The sequence below is a fragment of the Leifsonia sp. EB41 genome (assembly GCF_041262565.1).
Classification (GTDB): domain Bacteria; phylum Actinomycetota; class Actinomycetes; order Actinomycetales; family Microbacteriaceae; genus Leifsonia.
In genome coordinates this window covers 4038644-4056659 of sequence record NZ_JBGCCJ010000001.1, presented here as the reverse complement: position 1 = coordinate 4056659, position 18016 = coordinate 4038644, and the positions used below count along the sequence as shown (strand labels likewise).

General features: G+C 71.6%; 15 protein-coding genes. 10 read left to right on the top strand and 5 right to left on the bottom strand.

Going from position 1 to position 18016, the window contains the following annotated elements; all coding sequences use genetic code 11:
- Positions 1 to 23 precede the first annotated feature (23 nt).
- Entirely contained in the window at positions 24 to 938 is a 915-nt protein-coding gene (locus ABH923_RS19995) for a sugar phosphate isomerase/epimerase family protein (RefSeq protein ID WP_370057405.1), read from the top strand.
- Here the strand turns inward: ABH923_RS19995 and ABH923_RS19990 are convergent.
- Together ABH923_RS19990 and ABH923_RS19985 are read right to left on the bottom strand one after the other, a co-directional pair.
- A complete protein-coding gene (locus ABH923_RS19990; protein ID WP_370057143.1) occupies positions 850 to 1722 on the bottom strand; it encodes an SGNH/GDSL hydrolase family protein in 873 nt (290 codons plus the stop codon). The genes ABH923_RS19995 and ABH923_RS19990 overlap by 89 nt on opposite strands.
- Before the next feature lie 48 nt (positions 1723 to 1770).
- The gene (locus ABH923_RS19985; protein WP_370057142.1) at positions 1771 to 2433 is read right to left on the bottom strand and encodes a TetR/AcrR family transcriptional regulator; all 663 of its coding nucleotides are present in this window, start codon (positions 2431 to 2433) and stop codon (positions 1771 to 1773) included.
- 135 nt (positions 2434 to 2568) lie between these two features.
- Between ABH923_RS19985 and ABH923_RS19980 the strand changes: the two genes are divergently transcribed.
- Entirely contained in the window at positions 2569 to 5490 is a 2922-nt protein-coding gene (locus ABH923_RS19980; protein WP_370057141.1) for an MMPL family transporter, read from the top strand.
- Positions 5487 to 7478: a YhgE/Pip family protein gene (locus ABH923_RS19975; RefSeq protein ID WP_370057139.1), complete on the top strand. Its 1992-nt coding sequence runs from the start codon at positions 5487 to 5489 to the stop codon at positions 7476 to 7478. Before ABH923_RS19980 ends, ABH923_RS19975 begins: the two co-directional genes overlap by 4 nt.
- A gap of 4 nt (positions 7479 to 7482) precedes the next feature.
- Here the strand turns inward: ABH923_RS19975 and ABH923_RS19970 are convergent, their stop codons facing one another.
- Entirely contained in the window at positions 7483 to 8637 is a 1155-nt protein-coding gene (locus ABH923_RS19970) for an SLC13 family permease (protein ID WP_370057138.1), read from the bottom strand.
- Positions 8638 to 8714: 77 nt separating this feature from the next.
- Here ABH923_RS19970 and ABH923_RS19965 point away from each other — a divergent pair, with 77 nt between their 5' ends.
- Positions 8715 to 8912 carry a hypothetical protein gene (locus ABH923_RS19965; protein WP_345839416.1) on the top strand — a complete coding sequence of 66 codons (198 nt, stop codon included), beginning with the start codon at positions 8715 to 8717 and terminating at the stop codon, positions 8910 to 8912.
- 98 nt (positions 8913 to 9010) lie between these two features.
- Entirely contained in the window at positions 9011 to 9475 is a 465-nt protein-coding gene (locus ABH923_RS19960; protein WP_370057137.1) for a hypothetical protein, read from the top strand.
- Positions 9476 to 9479: 4 nt separating this feature from the next.
- Here ABH923_RS19960 and ABH923_RS19955 read toward each other — a convergent pair whose 3' ends face one another.
- On the bottom strand, positions 9480 to 10856 hold the full coding sequence (locus ABH923_RS19955) for a glucose-6-phosphate dehydrogenase (RefSeq protein WP_370057136.1): 1377 nt from the start codon (positions 10854 to 10856) through the stop codon (positions 9480 to 9482).
- Between the two features lie 29 nt (positions 10857 to 10885).
- Between ABH923_RS19955 and ABH923_RS19950 the strand changes: the two genes are divergently transcribed.
- Genes ABH923_RS19950 through ABH923_RS19940 form a run of 3 tightly spaced genes read left to right on the top strand, consistent with a single transcriptional unit; the run spans position 10886 to position 13493 of the window.
- Complete coding sequence (locus ABH923_RS19950) at positions 10886 to 12664, top strand: glycoside hydrolase family 15 protein (RefSeq protein ID WP_370057135.1); 1779 nt, start codon at positions 10886 to 10888, stop codon at positions 12662 to 12664.
- Complete coding sequence (clpS, locus tag ABH923_RS19945; protein ID WP_370057133.1) at positions 12661 to 12963, top strand: ATP-dependent Clp protease adapter ClpS; 303 nt, start codon at positions 12661 to 12663, stop codon at positions 12961 to 12963. The genes ABH923_RS19950 and clpS overlap by 4 nt, the downstream gene beginning before the upstream one ends.
- Complete coding sequence (locus ABH923_RS19940; protein WP_370057132.1) at positions 12960 to 13493, top strand: DUF2017 family protein; 534 nt, start codon at positions 12960 to 12962, stop codon at positions 13491 to 13493. Before clpS ends, ABH923_RS19940 begins: the two co-directional genes overlap by 4 nt.
- A 72-nt stretch (positions 13494 to 13565) precedes the next feature.
- On the opposite strand, the gene ABH923_RS19935 is transcribed toward ABH923_RS19940, so the two are convergent.
- Positions 13566 to 14687 (bottom strand): hypothetical protein, encoded by a 1122-nt coding sequence (locus ABH923_RS19935; RefSeq protein ID WP_370057131.1) that lies wholly within the window; start codon positions 14685 to 14687, stop codon positions 13566 to 13568.
- Positions 14688 to 14891: 204 nt separating this feature from the next.
- Between ABH923_RS19935 and ABH923_RS19930 the strand changes: the two genes are divergently transcribed.
- On the top strand, positions 14892 to 16976 hold the full coding sequence (locus ABH923_RS19930; protein ID WP_370057130.1) for a hypothetical protein: 2085 nt from the start codon (positions 14892 to 14894) through the stop codon (positions 16974 to 16976).
- Positions 16973 to 17995 carry a LacI family DNA-binding transcriptional regulator gene (locus tag ABH923_RS19925; RefSeq protein WP_370057128.1) on the top strand — a complete coding sequence of 341 codons (1023 nt, stop codon included), beginning with the start codon at positions 16973 to 16975 and terminating at the stop codon, positions 17993 to 17995. The genes ABH923_RS19930 and ABH923_RS19925 overlap by 4 nt, the downstream gene beginning before the upstream one ends.
- Positions 17996 to 18016: the final 21 nt, after the last annotated feature.

Genomic DNA, 18016 nt, shown 5'->3' with positions numbered 1-18016 from the left:
CCGTGGTTAGAGTGGCGGTCGTGATGCGCATCGGCATGGGCACGACCTGCGTCTACCCGCTCGGGGTCGAGACGGCTTTCCGCACGGCCGCCGAGCTGGGCTACGACGGCGTGGAGGTCATGGTCACCCGCGACGACCGGACGCAGTCGGCCGAGCCCCTCCGGAGGCTCGCCGAGCGCTACGGCACGCGCATCCTGAGCGTGCACGCGCCGGTCCTGCTGCTGACGCATTTCGTGTGGGGGCGCGACCCCGGCGTGAAGCTGGAGCGCTCGGCCGAGCTCGCCGCGGAGCTGGGCGCCGACACGGTCGTCGTGCATCCGCCGTTCCGCTGGCAGTCCGGCTATGCGGAGGACTTCCTCGGCCTCGTCCGGTCGACCGCCGCGCGCACCGGCGTGACGGTCGCGGTCGAGAACATGTTCCCGTGGAAGGTCGCGGGCCGGTCGATGGCCGGCTACGTCCCGCACTGGAACCCGGTCGGGATGGACTGCGACGCGGTCACCCTCGACTTCTCGCACGCCGCGCTGAGCGGGGTGGACGGGCTGGACCTCGCGAACCAGCTCGGTCCGAGACTGCGCCACGTCCACCTGTGCGACGGCTCCGGCCCGCTGGACGACTCGCGCGTCTTCGACGAGCACCTCATCCCCGGGCGGGGCAGCCAGCCGGTCGCCGAGGTGCTGCGCTCGCTCGCGGCCGCGGGCTGGGACGGCTCGATCGTCGCGGAGGTGAACACGCGCAAGGCCCGCGACGCCGGGGAACGCGCGGCGATGCTCCGCGAGACGCTGGAGTTCGCGCGCGCCAACATCGACGGCAGCGACCCCATCGCCCGCGAAGCAGCGGAAGACGACCCTGCTATTTCGCTCGACCCAGCAGCCGCACCAGCGCGTTCGCGTACTGCGCGTAGCCCGCTGCGGTCGGGTGGAAGGCGTCGATCCCGCTGAGGTTCAGCCACGGCTTCTTGGAGCCGATGCCGTGCCCGGCGAAGTCCACGCCGACGTAGGTCATCGGCACGCCCTGCGCCCGCTGGGTGTCCACGACGTCCGAGATGGTCTGGTTGAGGCCGAGGGTCGCCGCGTTGATCGCGGTGTCCGTTCCGAAGGTCGGCGACTTCGGGTCGTAGTTGTCGAACACCACCGCATAGCCGGTGACGACGATGCGGGCGTTCGGGGCGGCGAGGTGGATGGCGCCGTAGACCGCCGCCAGCCGCTCCGGGAGGACGTTCAGCAGCGACAGCGCCGAGGAGACGCCGTTGCGGCAGGCGACCGCCTTCCCCGACGAGCACTCGGCCGCGATGGCGGCCACGCCGAGGTCGTTGCCGCCGATGCTCACGGTCACCAGGTTCGTGCGGTCGTCCAGGGCGATGAGCTGGTGCTTGAGGAGGTCGGAGGTCGTCGCCCCCGCGCACGACGCGTTGACGACCAGGTCGACCCCGGAGGCGCGGGTGAACACGCTCGGGTAGGCGAACGGACTGGAGCGGCACTTGCCGGTCTCGTCTCCCCCGCCCATCCCGGCGGCGAACGAGTCGCCGAGTGCGACGTACCGGGTCTGCGCCGTGAGCTGCTGCTTCGGGAACGGGTCGTGGGTCGACTTCGGGGACGGCGTGGCGCTCGCGGCCGCGCCCGGCGTCGCCTCCGGGTTCGCCGGCGCGGCGCACGCGGCGACGACCAGCAGCACGGCCGCGCACAGCGCGGTCGCGAGGGCCGGACGGAGCAGTCGACGTCGCATCGAGCACACGTTACCGGGTGATGCTCGGCGTTCGATCAAACCTTCGGGTCAGACCCGCTCGGTGAGGGCCAGCAGGATCGCGGGGACCGACTCGGAGAGCCGCTCGGCGAACTTCCGCTCGTCGCCGGAGAGCAGCGCTCTGGCCTCCCCGTTCGCGCACAGCTCGGCGATGACGCGCACCGCCTCCTCCGGGTCGATGGTGAACCGGCGGCGGGCGCTCGCGAGCGCGGCGACGACCGTCTCGGTGAGCTCCTGGAAGAAGCCGTCCTGGTAGCGCAGGAAGTCCGCGGAGATAGCCGGGTCGCGCAGGGCGAGCAGCAGGAACTCCGACTGCACCAGCCACCAGCGCCGGTCGTCGGACTGCAGCTCCAGGATGCGGGTGATCGTGCGGAGGACGTCCGCGTCGTCGAGCTCGACTCCACCCGTGCCGACCAACGGCCGCAGGAACTGCTCGACGCCGGCGTCGAGCTGCTCGAGGCGCATGGCCTTCTCGCGCTCCATCAGGGCGAAGAAGAGCTCCTCCTTGCTGGAGAAGTTGGAGTAGAACGCGCCCCGTGTGAAGCCCGCCGCCTCGGCGATCGTCTCCACGCTCGCGGCCTTGACGCCCTGCTCGGCGAAGACGTCGAAGGCGGCGTCGAGGAGGCGCGTGCGGGTGCGCTGCCGGCGTGCGGACTCGACAGGCGCGTCGTCTCTGAGAGCCGTGCTGTTCAAGCTGAAACCTTCCTGTGCCGAGTTCCCGATACACGAGTGTATCCGATACAGTCGGGCATCGGATACGACGGTGTATCGAAACCCTTTCGACGGTCGGTCCCCCGCCGTCGTTCCCTTTTCACTACTGGAGAACGCGTGTCCTCGCTCCTGTATTCGATCGGCCGCTGGGCCTTCCGCGCCCGTAAGCTGGTCCTGGCGATGTGGCTGCTGCTGCTCGTCCTCCTCGCCGGCGGCGCCATCGCCTTCAACCAGGGCACGGACAACACGTTCAGCATCCCCGGCACGGAGTCCCAGGAGGCACTCGACACGCTGAGCCGGACCTTCCCCCAGGTCAGCGGAACCAGCGCACAGATCGTCGTCGTGGCGCCGAAGGGCGAGACGGTAGACCAGGCCGCGATCCAGGACCCGGTGGAGAGCACCGTCGCCGACCTCGCGAAGACCTCCGGCGTCGCCGGCACGACCTCCCCGTACAGCTCGACGGTCAAGAACCTCATCTCGGACGACCGCACGGCCGCGATCATCACCGTGCAGCTCCACGGTCAGCAGACCACCGTCACCGCAGCGACCAAGACCGCGATCCAAGACGCGGGGTCCGCACTGCAGAAGGAGCTGCCGTCCGGCTCGCAGACCGCGGTCGGCGGCCAGCTCTTCTCGCAGTCCCTGCCCACGATCTCGCCGACGGAGGGCGTCGGGCTGCTGATCGCGATCGTGGTGCTGATCATCACGTTCGGGTCGATCCTCGCGGCCGGGATGCCGCTCGCCACCGCCCTGCTCGGTGTGGGCCTGTCGATGGCGCTGATCTTCCTCGCGACGCTGTTCGGGCCGATCTCCTCGACCACTCCCCTGCTGGCGCTGATGCTCGGGCTGGCGGTCGGGATCGACTACTCGCTGTTCATCATCTCGCGGCACCAGAGCCAGCTGAAGGCGGGGGTCGATCCGGAGGAGTCCGCCGCCCGCGCGGTGGCGACGGCGGGGTCCGCTGTGCTCTTCGCCGGGATCACGGTGATCATCGCGCTGGCCGGGCTGGCCGTCGCCGGCATCCCGTTCCTGACCACGATGGGGCTGGCGGCGTCGGTCGCGGTCGGCATCGCGGTGCTCGTGGCGCTCAGCCTGACGCCGGCGTTCCTCGGCTTCGCCGGGGCGCGCATCACGCCGGGGCACCGCGCGGCCAAGCGGGCCGAGCGGGCGGCGACGCGTGCGAAGGCGACAGGGCCGGCCGGTGTGGAGGCCGCGACGCCCGCTCCCGAGCCGGTGACGCGCGCCAACCCGTCGCTCGCGCACGCGGCGAAGGCCGACATCCCGAAGGGCCCGTTCCGCACCTGGGTGCGCGCCGTCACGCGCTTCCCGATCGCGACCGTGCTCGCGGTCGTGGTCGTCCTCGGCATCGCGGCCGTGCCCGCCCTGCAGCTGCGCCTCGCCCTCCCGGACGCCGGGTCGCACCCCAAGAACGATCCGGCGCGCATCGCCTACGACCTGGTGTCTGAGCACTTCGGCCCCGGCTACAACGGCCCGCTGATCGTGACCGGCTCGATCATCTCCAGTCACGACCCGCTCGGGCTGATGAAGAAGCTCGGCGCGGAGATCGCCGACCTCCCCGGCGTCGCCGCCGTGCCGCTCTCCACACCGAACCAGAACGCGGACACCGGCATCGTGCAAGTCGTCCCGACCACGGCGCCGGACGACCCGCGCACTGCGCAGCTCGTCTCCGAGCTGCGGTCGAAGCACCAGCACTTCCTCGACGAGTACGGCGTGGATCTCAAGGTGACCGGCACGACAGCGGCCCAGATCGACGTCTCCAGCCGGCTCGCCGGAGCACTGCTGCCGTTCGGAATCCTCGTCGTCGGGCTCTCCCTCGTGCTGCTGACGATGGTCTTCCGCTCGATCGCCGTTCCGATCAAGGCCGCGCTCGGCTACCTGCTGTCGGTCGGCGTCGCCTTCGGCGCGGTCACGGCGGTGTTCGAGTGGGGCTGGTTCGGGCAGGCCGTGCATCTGGACAAGACCGGGCCGGTGATCAGCTTCATGCCGATCATCCTGATGGGCGTGCTGTTCGGGCTGGCGATGGACTACGAGGTCTTCCTGGTCAGCCGGATCCGCGAGGACTACGTGCACGGCGGCGACGCCCGCCGGGCCATCCAGAGCGGCTTCGTCGGCTCGGCCAAGGTCGTCACGGCCGCGGCCATCATCATGATCTCGGTGTTCGCGGCGTTCGTGCCGGAGGGCGACGCGTCCATCAAGCCGATCGCGCTCGGCCTCGCCGTCGGCGTCTTCGTGGACGCGTTCATCGTGCGGATGACGCTCGTCCCCGCGGTGCTGCAGCTCCTCGGCGACAAGGCCTGGTGGATGCCGCGCTGGCTCGACCGCGTGCTCCCCTCTTTCGACGTGGAGGGCGACGGGCTGCAGAAGGAGCTGGAGCTGGCAGACTGGCCGGCGCCGGGCTCCCGGAGCATCGCCGCGGCGGACGGCCTGTCCGTCAGCGCGCGGCGCACCCCGATCCTGCGAGACGTGAGCTTCCGGCTCGCCGACGGGGAGGCCCTGGTCGTGCACGGACCGGACCGCACGGCCGCCCTCGCGCTGCTGATGGCCGTCACCGGCCGTACGCGCGTCGACGGCGGAACGGTCAAGGTCGCCGGCGTCGTGCTCCCGACCCGCGGCTCGGCCGTGCGCTCGCGGACCTCCGTGGTCCGGCTCGACCACGCCGAAACGCCGGTGGAGGACGTGCGCCGCGCGCTCGCGAGCTCCCCGGTCATCCTCGCCCTCGACGCGGCCGACAGCCTGACCGACCCCGTCGAGCGGCGGCGGGTGCGGGTCGAGCTCTGCCGCGCGTTCGCCGACGCCTCCGCCGCCGGCCGGCCGTTCGCGCTGGTCGTGAGCTGCGTGGACCCGTCCGGGCTGGACGACCTGCTCCCCGACACCGCCGAGCCCACCACGGTGCGGCTCGCCGTCGACTCCGACGGGGCGGCGCACGGCACCGCCTCCGCTCCCCCGGCGACTACGACGGCGCCTGCCGACGCCGACCACCACCCTGCCGCCCACCTCGAGAAGGCCGACGCCCGATGACCACCCCGACGCCCTCCTCTTCCTCCAACGTGGCTCTCCGCCGCCCGCGCTCGCTGTTCTCGCTGGAGCGGATGCGCTCCGACAAGCGCGTGACCTGGCTGACCATCGTGGGCATCGTCCTCGTGCCGCTCGTCATCGGCGGCCTGCTGGTGTGGGCGCTCTGGAACCCGACCGACCGCCTCGGCGAGGTGAAGGCCGCCGTGGTCAACCTCGACCAGCCGGTCACCGTCAACGGCCAGGTCGTGCCGCTCGGCCGGCAGATGGCCGCAGGGCTCCTCGGCGCCAAGAACGAGAACTTCACCTGGGTGCTCACCGACCAGAAGGACGCGAGCGCGGGCGTCGCCGACGGCAGCTATGTGGCCGTGGTGACCATTCCGAAGAACTTCTCGAAGGCGGCGACCTCCACCGCTGGAACCTCCGGCGCCGCCACCCAGGCGACCATCGACGTGCGCACGAGCCAGAAGTCCAAGCTCGTGGACCCGGCGATCAGCCAGGCCGTGACCACGACCGCGACGGGCGTGCTCAACAAGCAGCTCACGACGACCTACCTGGAGAACGTGTACGTCGGGTTCAACACGCTGCACGACCAGCTCGCCAAGGCGGCGGCCGGCGCGGGATCGCTCTCGACCGGGTTGACGCAGCTCGCGAGCGGCACCCACCAGCTCGCGGACGGGGCGACCCAGCTCTCCACGGGAGCGGACTCGCTCGCCAGCGGGCTCGGCCAGCTCTCCGGCGGCGCGTCCGGGCTCGCAAGCGGACTCGGGACGCTGTCGAACGGGTTGACGCAGTACGCGAACGGCGTCTCGCAGGGCGCGGCCGCGGCGCAGCAGCTCCCCGCGGGAGCGGCCCAGCTTGCGACCGGCACGGCGGGGGTGCGCGACGGCGTCGGCGCGACGGTGGCCGGACTGACCCAGCTCCAGAAAGCGTGCGTGACAGCGCACGGAGCGAACGATTCCATCTGCGTCGAGATCCAGGCGACGATCGACGGGATCACGAATCCGAACCCCAAACTGGGACTCCAGGCCGCCGCGACCCAGGTGGCTGCCGGAGCCCAGACCCTCTCGAACAGCGTCGCGCCGCTGCCCGGCCAGCTCGCCCAGTCGGCGTCGGCCGCTCAGCAGCTCGCGTCCGGAGCGTCGCAGTCGGCCTCCGGCGCGCAGCAGCTCGCGTCGGGAGTCCAGCAGTCGGCGGACGGCGCCTCCCAGTACGCGGCAGGCGTGCGCCAGTTCGCGGCGGGCGTCCCCGCGCTCGCGTCCGGCGCCGACCAGTCCGCGGCGGGAGCGGCCACCCTCGCCTCCGGGCTGAACCAGGCCGTCGCGCAGCTCCCGAGCTACGACGCGGGCCAGCGCACCAACCTGGCATCCGTCGCCTCGCAGCCGGTCGGCCAGAAGCAGTCGGGGACCGCGGCGTTCGGGACCTCCAGCGTTCCGCTGTTCGCGTCGGTCGCGCTGTGGCTCGGGGCGTTCGCGTCCTTCCTGGTGCTGCAGGCGATCTCGCGGCGTGCGCTGCTGACCTCCCGCGCCGCCGGGCTGATCGCGTCCGACGGGCTCCTGCCGGCCGCCGCGATCGGCGTCGTGCAGGGCGTGCTCGTGGCGGCGATCATGCAGCCGGCGATGCAGCTGAGCGTCGGCGCGTGGTTCGGCTTCGCGGGTGTGGCGGCGGCGACCGCGGTCTGTTTCGCGGCGGTCAACCACGGGCTTGTGGCGCTGCTCGGCGGCCTCGGGCGGTTCCTGTCGATGCTGGTGGTCGTGGTCACGCTCGCCTCCGGGATCGTGTCGACGGCACCCGGGTTCTTCGACAGCGTGACGGCGTGGCTGCCGACGTCGCCCGCGATCACGGCCCTGCAGGGCGTGGTGGACGGGTCGACGGGCCTCTGGCGGGGCCTGGGAGGCCTCCTGATCTGGACCGCGATCGGCTTCGCGCTCGCCCTCGCGGCGGTCGCGCGGCGGCGCATCGTCACGGCCGCGCAGCTCCTGCCTGCGGAGTAGAGGCTCAGGCGGTCGCAGCAAGGGCGAGGGTCGCGAGCACCACGGTGACCGGCGCGACGATCAGGCCGAGGAGCATGTAGCGGCCCCAGCGGATGCGGACGTCGAACGACGTCAACCGCTGGTGCCACAGCAAGGTCGCCAGCGACGCCCACGGCGTGATCAGCGGGCCGGCGTTGACCCCGATCAGCAGCGCCGCCAGGCGAACCGGGCTGCCCGCCGCCGGCTCGAGCGCCAGGTAGGCGGGGAGGTTGTCGATCGCGTTGGCGCCGACCAGCCCGGTCAGCGACAGCCGCAGCAGCGCCAGCGGCGACTCCCCCGAGCCGGACACCCGCGCGAGCAGCGTCCCGAGGCCGTTCGCGTGCAGGGCCTCGATGAACAGGAACAGCCCGGACGCCAGCAGGACGAGCTGCCACGGCAGCAGCCCGAACCGCAGCACGGAGCGCCGGCGCACCGCGAAGACCACCAGAAGCACCACCGCGGCGCCCGAGGCCGGGATCCACACCGGGATGCCGGAGACCAGCAGCGGCATCAGCGCGACCACCACCGCGGCGCTGATCCAGAACAGCACCGGGTCCTCGATGCCGTCCTCCTGCCCCGTCTCGTAGCGGAGCAGCAGCTGCTTCCGCGAGATCAGGAAGACGACCACCAGCGGCACCACGATCGCCACGAGCGCCGGCGCCCACATCAGCGCGGCGAACGCGAACGGCGTCGGGCTGCCCATCGCGTGCTGGGCGAGCAGGTTCGTGAGATTGGAGACCGGGAGCAGCAGCGAGCCGGTGTTCGCGATCCAGACGGTGGTCAGCGCGAACGGCAGCGGGTCCAGCCCCGAGTGCCTGGCCAGCACGATCACGACCGGCGTGAGGAGCACCGCGGTGGTGTCGAGCGACAGGAAGATCGTGCTCAGCGTCGCGACGACGGCCACCAGCAGCCAGAGCAGCCATGCCCGCCCGCGACCCCAGCGCGCGGTCTGCTGGGCCACCACGGTGAACACGCCGGCCTCCGCAGCCAGCTCGGTCACCACGGTCACCGCGACCACGAAGAGCAGGATCGGCCAGACGCGATCCCAGAGGGCAAGCGCGTCCGCGCCGGGCAGCAGGCCGGTGAGCACCGCGACCGCACCGAGGAGGAGCAGCACAGCGCCGACGATCGCCGTCCGCATCCCACTCCTCTCCACGCGACACCTTCAACCGTGCGCCCTCGGCAGCGTACCCTGGCGGGACGAGCGAAAGGACGCGGATGCGCAAGTTCATCTTCAACGGAGCGATCATCAGCGCGGTCATCGGACTCTGGTCCACGATCCAGGAGACCAAGGAGGGCCGGCGCGACTGGAGGGTGGTGCTCATGTGGATCAGCGCGGCCATCGGCATCGTGATCGCGGTCGGGACCGTCCTGGAGGAGTCCCGCGAGGCCGACGAGCGCGAAATCGGGCGCTGACCGCAGGATTTCCGCGATTCTCACGGCGTGTCCGCGCGTCGTGACGCGTATACACCCGGAGACTGGTTCCTGACGGAGAACCTGGAAGGGGTATCGCGATGTTTGGTCGTAGGCGGCATGCCGCCGCCGAGGTGCAGGCGGCGCCCGTTCCTCAGCTCACGGATGCTCAGATCCTCGAGGTGGTCCACACCAAGATCGCCGAGCTGATCGGCGAACGCGGCGAATGGACGGTGTCACGCCGTTCCACCGACGACACCGACTCCATCTTCCACTCCGTCCTCGCTCAGTCCGTCTCGGTCGGCATCGCCGCCGCCCTCGTGGAGGCGCGCCGCCGTCTGGAGGCCGGTGAGGCCACCGTCGTGGTCGCGTCCGAGCCGCAGCACCGCGCGCCCGCCGAGGTGGTCGCCATCGAGGAGGCCGCCCCGGTCGCCGAGGTGCAGGAGCAGGAGCACGAGGAGCCCGCCGCCTTCGGCTGGGAGCCCGCTCCGATCACCGTCTGGACCGACCTGCGCAAGCCCGTCACCGGCGAGATCCCCACCATCCACGAGCGCTCCGCAGCCTGACCGCTCAGCCGATGTGCTTCCAGGCGGCGGGGCCTCCTGAGCCGGCGCGGTAGGTCTGGAGCGGGACTTCGTCCTTCTTCCAGGCCGCGATCACCGGCGCCACGATGCGCCACATCTCCACGGCCGTGTCGCCGCGCACCGACAGCGACGGGTCGCCGTCGAGGATGCCCTCCAGCACTTCGGCGTAGGCCAGCAGCAGCCCGGGCCCGAAATTCGCGCTGAGCGCCACGCGCTCGATCTCGTGCGGGTCGTCAGGTCCGTTGATGTTGAGCTCCAGCGACATCGCGTCGGGGGCGAGCATGATGCGCAGCATCGTCGGCTCGCGGTGGCCGCGCAGCCCGCGCGGGATGTGCCGCGCCGGCTTGAACGTGACGAGGATCTCGCGCCGCTGCTCGCCGAGCGCCTTGCCCGAGCGCAGCGTGAACGGCACGCCGGCCCAGCGCCAGGTGTCGATCTGCACGGTGACCTCGGCGAGCGTCTCCGTGTCGTTGGCCGGGTCCACGCCTGCCTCGCTCGTGTACGCCGGGAGCTTCCGTCCGTCGATGGTGCCCGCGGTGTAGCGGGCGCGGCGGCTCGACGTAACAGGGTCGTCCTTCCACAGCCGGGTCGCCCGCAGCACCGTCGCCTTGCCGTCGCGCATGTCCGTGGCGTCCAGTGCGCTGGGGGGCTCCATCGCGAACACCGCCAGCACCTGGAGCAGGTGGCTCTGGATCATGTCCATGAGCGCCCCGGCGTGGTCGTAGTAGCGGGCGCGGTCCTCCAGCCCGAGCGACTCGTCGTACACGATGTCGACGCTCTGGATGTGGTCGCCGTTCCACACCGGCTCCAGGATGCTGTTCGCGAAGCGCAGGCCGATCAGGTTCAGCACGGTGGAGTTGCCGAGGAAGTGGTCGACGCGGTGGATCTGGTCCTCCGGCACCAGCGTCGCGAGCCGCTTGTTGAGCGCGATGGCCGAGCGTTTGTCGGTGCCGAACGGCTTCTCGAGCGCGAGCGTCAGCCCGGCCGGCAGCGTCAGCTTGCCGAGCGCCTCGCACGCCTTCGCGGTGATCGCCGGCGGCAGGGCGAAGTACAGCGCGGGCGCGCCCTCGCAGGCGTCGAAGATCGTCTGCAGATCGTCGGGCTTGGTCACGTCCGCCGTCAGGTACGTGGTGTTCTTGAGGAGCTCCTCCACCGCTGGGCCGCTGGCCTTCACCGTCTTGAACGACTTCTTCACCACCGAACGCCACTTCGCGTCCGACCACTCCTCGGCCCCGGATCCGACCAGGTGGAAGCGCCGTTCCGGGTGGTGGGTGAGCAACTGGCCGATCGCGGGGAGGAGGAGTCTGGACGACAGGTCGCCACTCGCTCCGAGAATCACCAGAGTGCCCACGGTCTGCGTCATGCGCTTCACAGTACGGCCATACTGGGGATATGTCGCTCCCCATCGAGGATTACGCCCTGATCAGTGATTGCTTCACCGGGGCCCTCGTCGGACGGGACGGAAGCATCGACTGGCTGTGCCTGCCGAGGTACGACTCGCAGTCCACTTTCGGCGCCCTGCTGGGTACGGAGGACCACGGCCGCTGGCTGCTTGCGCCCTCCGATCCCGAGGCCACCAGCACGCGCGAGTACGAGCGGGACACCATGATCCTGGTCACCCGCTGGCGCACCGCCACCGGCGAGGTGGAGGTCGTGGACGCGATGCCGATGGGCGACCACCGCGCCGACCTGGTGCGGCGCGTGCGCGGGGTCAGCGGGAAGGTGGAGCTGCGCGAGGAGCTGCGGATCCGCTTCGGCTACGCCAGCGCCATCCCGTGGGTGCGCAAGATGACCGACGAGAAGCCGGCCGCGCTCGTCGCCGTCGCGGGCCCGGACGGGCTCGTCTTCCGCGGGTCGGCGCTGCACGCTGCGGACCACGCGCACGAAGGCAGGTTCTCCGTCCACGCCGGCCAGACCGTCGACCTCTCGATGACCTGGTTCCCGTCGCACCGCCCGGCGCCGCCGGCCCTCGACGTCGAGACCTCCCTGCAGAACACCCGGGAGTGGTGGACGAAGTGGGCGGAGAGCTGCGACCACGATGGGCCGTACCGCGCAGAGGTCGTGCGCTCGCTCCTCATCCTGCGTGCGCTGACCCACCTGGAGACCGGCGGCATCGTCGCCGCGGCGACGACCTCCCTCCCCGAGCAGTTCGGGGGCGAGCGCAACTGGGACTACCGCTACGTCTGGCTGCGCGACGCGTCGCTGACCATCGCCGTGCTGCTCTCCCACGGCTACGACGACTCGGTCGACCACTGGCGCGACTGGCTGCTGCGCGCGATCGCCGGAGATCCCGGCGACGTCCAGATCATGTACGGCCTCGCCGGCGAGCGCGACCTCGCCGAGCGCGAGCTCGACAGCCTCCCCGGCTATCAGGGCGCGCACCCGGTGCGGATCGGCAACGACGCCTCCACCCAGTTCCAGGCCGACGTCATCGGCGAGGTCATGCTGGCGCTCGACCACGGCCGCACCGCAGGCGTGCAGGAGACCCGATTCTCCTGGGCGCTGCAACGCGCCCTGATGGGGTACCTGGAGCAGAACTGGCGCAAGCCCGACCACGGCATCTGGGAGATCCGCGGGGAGCCGCAGACGTTCACCCACTCCCGCGGTCTGGTGTGGGCCGCCTTCGACTGCGCCATCCGCGGCGTCGAGCAGTTCGGGCTGGACGGCCCGGTCGAGCGCTGGCGGCACCTCAGGGACGAGATCCGTGCCGACATCGAGGCGAACGGCTACGACGAGGGCCGCGGCAGCTACGTGCAGTATTTCGGCAGCACCGAGGTGGACGCCTCGCTGTTGCTGCTCGCGCAGGTCGGCTACTGCGCCTTCGACGACCCGCGGATGCTCGGCACGGTGAAGGCGATCGAGCAGGACCTGCTGCGCGACGGCCTCCCCCTGCGCTATCGCACCGAGAAGGGCGTCGACGGCCTCCCGCCGGGCGAGCACCCCTTCCTGGCCTGCGCGTTCTGGCTCGCAGAGCAGTATGCGCGCTCGCACCGGCTGGACGACGCGAAACGCCTGATGGACCGCCTGGTCGCGCTGGCCAACGATGTCGGGATGCTGTCGGAGGAGTACGACGTCGAGGGCCGGTCGCAGGTGGGCAACACGCCGCAGGCCCTCACCCACCTGGCGCTCGTGCGCGCCGCCGACGCGATCGCCGAGGTGCAGGCCGGGTGACGGCCGCGATCACGGAGCCCGCCACCGAGGAGGAGGTCGACCTCGGCGAGCGGCTGGAGCTCGGCGCGCCGTGGGTGACGATCGTCTGGAACGACCCGGTGAACCTGATGTCGTACGTCACGTACGTGTTCCAGAGCTATTTCGGGTTCTCCAAGGCGGAGGCCAAGCGGCTGATGCTGCTCGTGCACAACGAGGGCCGCGCGGTCGTCGCGACCGGCACGCGCGAGGAGATGGAGCGGCACGTGGAGGCCATGCACGGCTACGGGCTGTGGGCCACCCTGACGAAGGCGGACGCGTGAGGCCGTTCCGCGCCGACCGGCGCGGCGGCGGCGTCCACGCGCGGTTCGAGGCGGGCGAGGCCGAGGTGCTCCGGCGGTTCGCTGCCGTGGCCGCCGAACGCGCGGAGCGTGCGGGCTCCGAGACGCGGGACGGGGCGACGGCCGATCCCACGCTGACGCGGCTGCTCCCCGACGCGTATCCGGACGACCCGGAGGCGTCGGCCGAATTCCACCGGTTCACGGCCGAGCGGCTGGCGGAGTCGAAGGCGCAGAACGCGCGCACGGTGATCGACTCGCTCAGCGGCCCGGCGGAGGACGCCCGGCCGGACGGGTCCGTCGAGGTGCGACTGGACGGCGAGCAGGCGCAGGCCTGGCTGCGTGCGCTCACCGACATCCGGCTGGCGCTCGCCGCTGACCTCGGCATCGAGCACGACGGCGACGAGGGCGACATCCACGACCTGGAGTCCGCGACGCGACGAGCCGTCTACGACTGGCTCGCCGCCGTCCAGGAGTTCCTCATCCTCGCCCTCGCCCGCGCCGAGCGCCACTGACCCCGTGTCGAAGGGCACGTAAACGCCCCTAAAACCACATTTTAGGGGCGTTTACGTGCCCTTCGGCGAGGGTCAGACCGGGAAGCGGACGGCGGCGGCGACGGCTCCGCCGCCGGGGACGTCCTCGGCGCGCAACGCGTAGACCTTCGCCTTGGAGGCCAGCGAGCGGCGGATGATCTCGTCCACCACGCCGTAGTTTCCCGCCGTGTCGTCGTCCAGGTACGCGATCTTGCCGGTCTCGTCGTCCAGGGACCCCGGCACCCGCCGGTCGATGTCGAAGACCAGGGTCTCCACCGCCCCGTAGGTCGCCGCACGGGCGATGTCGCTCAGATCCACCAGAGCGGTTCCGCCGGCGATGCGGGTGGAGAAGTCCTCTTTGAGCGCGTCGATCTTGCCGGCGTACAGCCGGTCGAGCACGGCTCGTGCGGCCGTCGCCAGCTCGTCCTCGGTCTTCTCCTCCGGGTTGCCCGCGATCACGTCGTCCACGAGGCGCGGATAGTCCGTCGCGCCGCGGAAGATGCCGGTGAGCGGCTCGGCAGAGGCGAGGATCAGTGGCTCGGTGGAGCTCGCCAGCAGCGGGTGCAGCGCCCGCTCGATCGCCTGCACATACTCCAGCATCCGCACCTTCTGGCCCTCGGAGCCCTGGATACGGCCTTCGGCAGTGCGCCCGCTGACGGAGGTCAGCCCGACGGCGGCGGCCACGTCCTTCGGCATCCCCTCGACTTCGACCAGCGCGGGCGGGAGCTCGGGGTCCACGCGGATCAGGCGCACCGAGTTCTGCGCGAGCGCGAGGATGAGCGCCGACTGCGGGAAGGTCACGGCACGCAGCAGCGGCTTGATGTAGAAACGGTCGGCGACCTCGCACGCGGAGTTCAGCCGGTTGGGCAGGCGGAAGGTCTCGGCGACCTCCCCGTCGAGGAACACCGCCAGCGAGCGCGACTGGTACCGCCAGAAGTCGCGGTCCTCCAGGATGCCTTCGCCCTCGGCCCGGACGGCGGCGATCCGGTGGCGATCGACGCCCATCGCCTCCAGCGATTTCACCGCGAGGGCGAGGTGGTTCTTGAGGTCGATCCGCGCTTTGTCCGCCTCCGGCGGCGTCGTGCCGGTCGGCAGGTAGATGCTGACGCAACCCGGTTCGCGGAGCGCCGCGATCCTCTCGATGTCGGCCTTGGTCGGAATGTCCTTGTACTCCACTTTTCCTCCTCGGTCGTGACCCGGCCGGACGTCGGCGGCCGGTCGCCCCAGTCTCGTCGCGGGTGCAGAGCGGCACAAGACCCCGGGGGTGAACCGTGGGGTCATCCCGTTGACAGATCCGAAAAGCGCGGCTACCGTCCTTTAAACCGGTTTAGACGACACCCGTTCTGGGGGTGGCACCGGAGCCACAGACAGGAAAACGCAATGAAGCGGAATCGACTCCTCGCCGCAGCGACGGGCGCAGCCCTCGCCGCCGCCGCGCTCGTACCGGTGATCGCCGCCCCGGCGAACGCCTCCCCCACTCCCGCGGCCCCGGCCGCCCCCACCCCCTCATCCGGCACTGCCCTGACGAACCTCGCCCATCTGAACTTCCTCCTGGACGATGTCCCGCTGCTTCCCGGGGTCGCGGGTCACTCCACGTACCAGCAGAGCCAGGAGCCGACCGCCCGAGCACCGTGGGTGTACGCCAACCGCAACGCCGACGGCAGCTTCACGCGCGTCGGCGGCGGCCCCATCACGAACGCCGCCAAGGGCTACTACGCGCAGGGCACCTTCGACGCCGACGACATCTCCCGCTCGGCCGTGGTCTACCTCCGCGACTGGAAGCAGAACGGCACCGCGGCCAGCCGCGCCTCCGCCTACGAACTGCTGCGCGAACTGACCTACCTGCAGGTCGACTCCGGCCCGAACGCCGGCAACGTGGTGCTCTGGCAGCAGCACGACGGCACCCTGAACCCGTCCGCCATCCCGGCCGACAACCCGAACCCGAGCGACTCCGGCGAGTCGTACTGGCTGGCGCGCACCGTCTGGGCGCTCGGCGAGGGCTACGCCGGCTTCCAGAAGTCCGACCCGGCGTTCGCCTCCTTCCTCCAGCAGCGGATGGACCTCGCGCTGCGCTCCCTGGAGCGCCAGTCGCTCGCCAAGTACGGCACCACCGACACGGCCAACGGCGTCACGGTTCCGGGGTGGCTCATCACGAACAGCGCAGCCCCGACGGCGGAGGCCGTGCTCGGCCTGAGCGCGTACACCGCGGCCGCGCCCGGCGACACCCAAGCACGCACCGACCTCCAGCGCTACGCGAAGGGGATCGCCGGGCTGTCCTCCGGCGGCACCGGCCAGTGGCCGTTCGGCGCGCTGCTCCCCGAGGCCAACTCCCCCACCTTCTGGCACGCCTGGGGCGGCATGGCCCCCGCGGCTCTGACCGCGGCCGCGACGCAGCTCCACGACGGCAGCCTGCAGAGCGCCGCGAACACCGACCTCGCGAGCTTCACTCCGCAGCTCCTCGCCAGCGGCGGCCCGGACAACGGCTGGACGCCCACCCCCGCCGACCAGTCCCAGATCGCCTACGGCGTCGACTCCCGGGTGGAGGGCCTGGTCGCGGCCTCCGACGCCAGCGGCTCGACCGGCCTCGCCACCCTCGCCGGCGCCCAGGCCGCCTGGTACTTCGGCGCCAACCCGGCCGGCGTGCCGGTGTACGACCCGTCGACCGGAGTCTGCGTCGACGGCATCGGCGGCGACGGCGGCATCAACCACAACTGCGGCGCCGAGTCGGTCATCCACACCGAGCTGAGCATGCTCGCGCTCGACGCCCACCCGGCGATCAAGCGCGAGGCCCTGGCCTTGACGCACCGCTCCGCCGCCGACGGCCTCCAGGTCGTGGAGGCCGAGAAGGGCACGCTCACCGGCCCCGCCACCGTGGTCACCCCGCCGTCCGCGTGGACCGGCTCGGCGAACTGGTCGGGCGGCGCGTACGTCTCCGCTTCGACCGGGGCGACTGTCACGATGACCCTGCCCGCCGGCCACCCGGCCGCGCGCATCCTCCCGATCGAGGACCTCGGCCCCGACGGCACCGCCACCAGCGGGTCGGGCACGACGGCCTGGACGGCCAGCGCGGGCAACCGCACCGTGCAGCTCGGCACCAGCCAGAACGTGCGTCCGGGAGCACAGGGCATCGCGCCCACCACGGTGTTCCTGCTGCCGCAGACCCTCCCGGTCTCCGCCCCCGCCGGCGCGACCACGATCACGGCGCGGGTGAACGGTCAGGCCCGGCTCGACGCGGTGCTCGTGCAGCCGGAGGTCTCGCACCTCGGCCTGACCGGCTCCGGTGCGCTCGACGTCTACGTCAACGCCACCTCCGGCACGGCCGTGCAGCACCTCGCCGCCTCCGGCCCCGTGCTCGCGACCCGCTACGACGGCTCCGGCCACCAGGTCGGCGCACCCATCCCGCTGAACGGGAACGGCACCGTCACGATCGTGCCCGGCGGCTTCACCACGGTGGTGCCGCGGTGACGCCGGCCGACATCACGATCAACGACGTCGCACGGGCGGCGGGCGTGAGCAAGGGACTCGTCTCCCTCGCCCTCAACGGCAAGCCCGGCGTGGCGCTGGAGACCCGCGAGCGCATCCTCGCGACCGCGCGGGAGCTCGGGTTCACCCCCAACCCGAGCGCCCGCGGGCTCACCACCCGGCGTGCCTACGCGCTCGGCCTCATCCTGCGCCGCGCCGCCCGCACCATCGAGGTGGACCCGTTCTTCGCGGCCTTCATCGCGGGTGTCGAGACGGTGCTCTCGGAGCGCGGCCAGGTGCTCGTGCTGACGGTCGTCCCCGATCACGAGGCGGAGGCCCGCGCCTACGAGCGGCTCGCGCTCGACAAGCGCGTCGACGGCTTCCTGCTCACCGACATCCTCGCCGAGGACCACCGTCCCGCGCTCGTGCAGGAGTTCGGCTCGCAGGCGGTCTCGCTCGGCGCGCCGGCCGGCGGCAGCCCGTTCCCCGTCATCACGCGCGACTACGACGCGGGCATCGACGAGCTCGTCGCGCACCTGCTCGGACTCGGCCACACGCGCATCGCGCACGTGTCGGGCGACGAGCGGATGCTGCACGGCCTCCGCCGCCGCGAGCGCTTCGAGGAGGCCATGCTCGCGGCCGGCCTCCGCCCGGTCATCGTCCCCACCGACTTCTCGCCCGAACAGGGCGCGGAGGCCACCAAGACGCTCCTCGACTCCGCGGAGCCGCCCACCGCCATCGTCTACGGCAACGACCCGATGGCGATCGCGGGCATGGGGGTCGCGCACGAGCGCGGCCTCCGACTCCCCCACGACCTGTCCATCACAGGGCTCGACGGCTCCCAGATCGGGACCTACATCTATCCGAGCCTGACGACCCTGGACAACGACCCGGCCGGCTGGGGCATCGCCGCCGCCACCGCACTGCTGCGGCTGGTGGAGCACGGTGAGCCTGCCGACGTCGCCCTGCCCCCTGCCCGACTGGTGGTGCGCGCCTCCACGGCTGCGCCATCGCGTCACTGAAATCATAGAAAGAGCACAGAA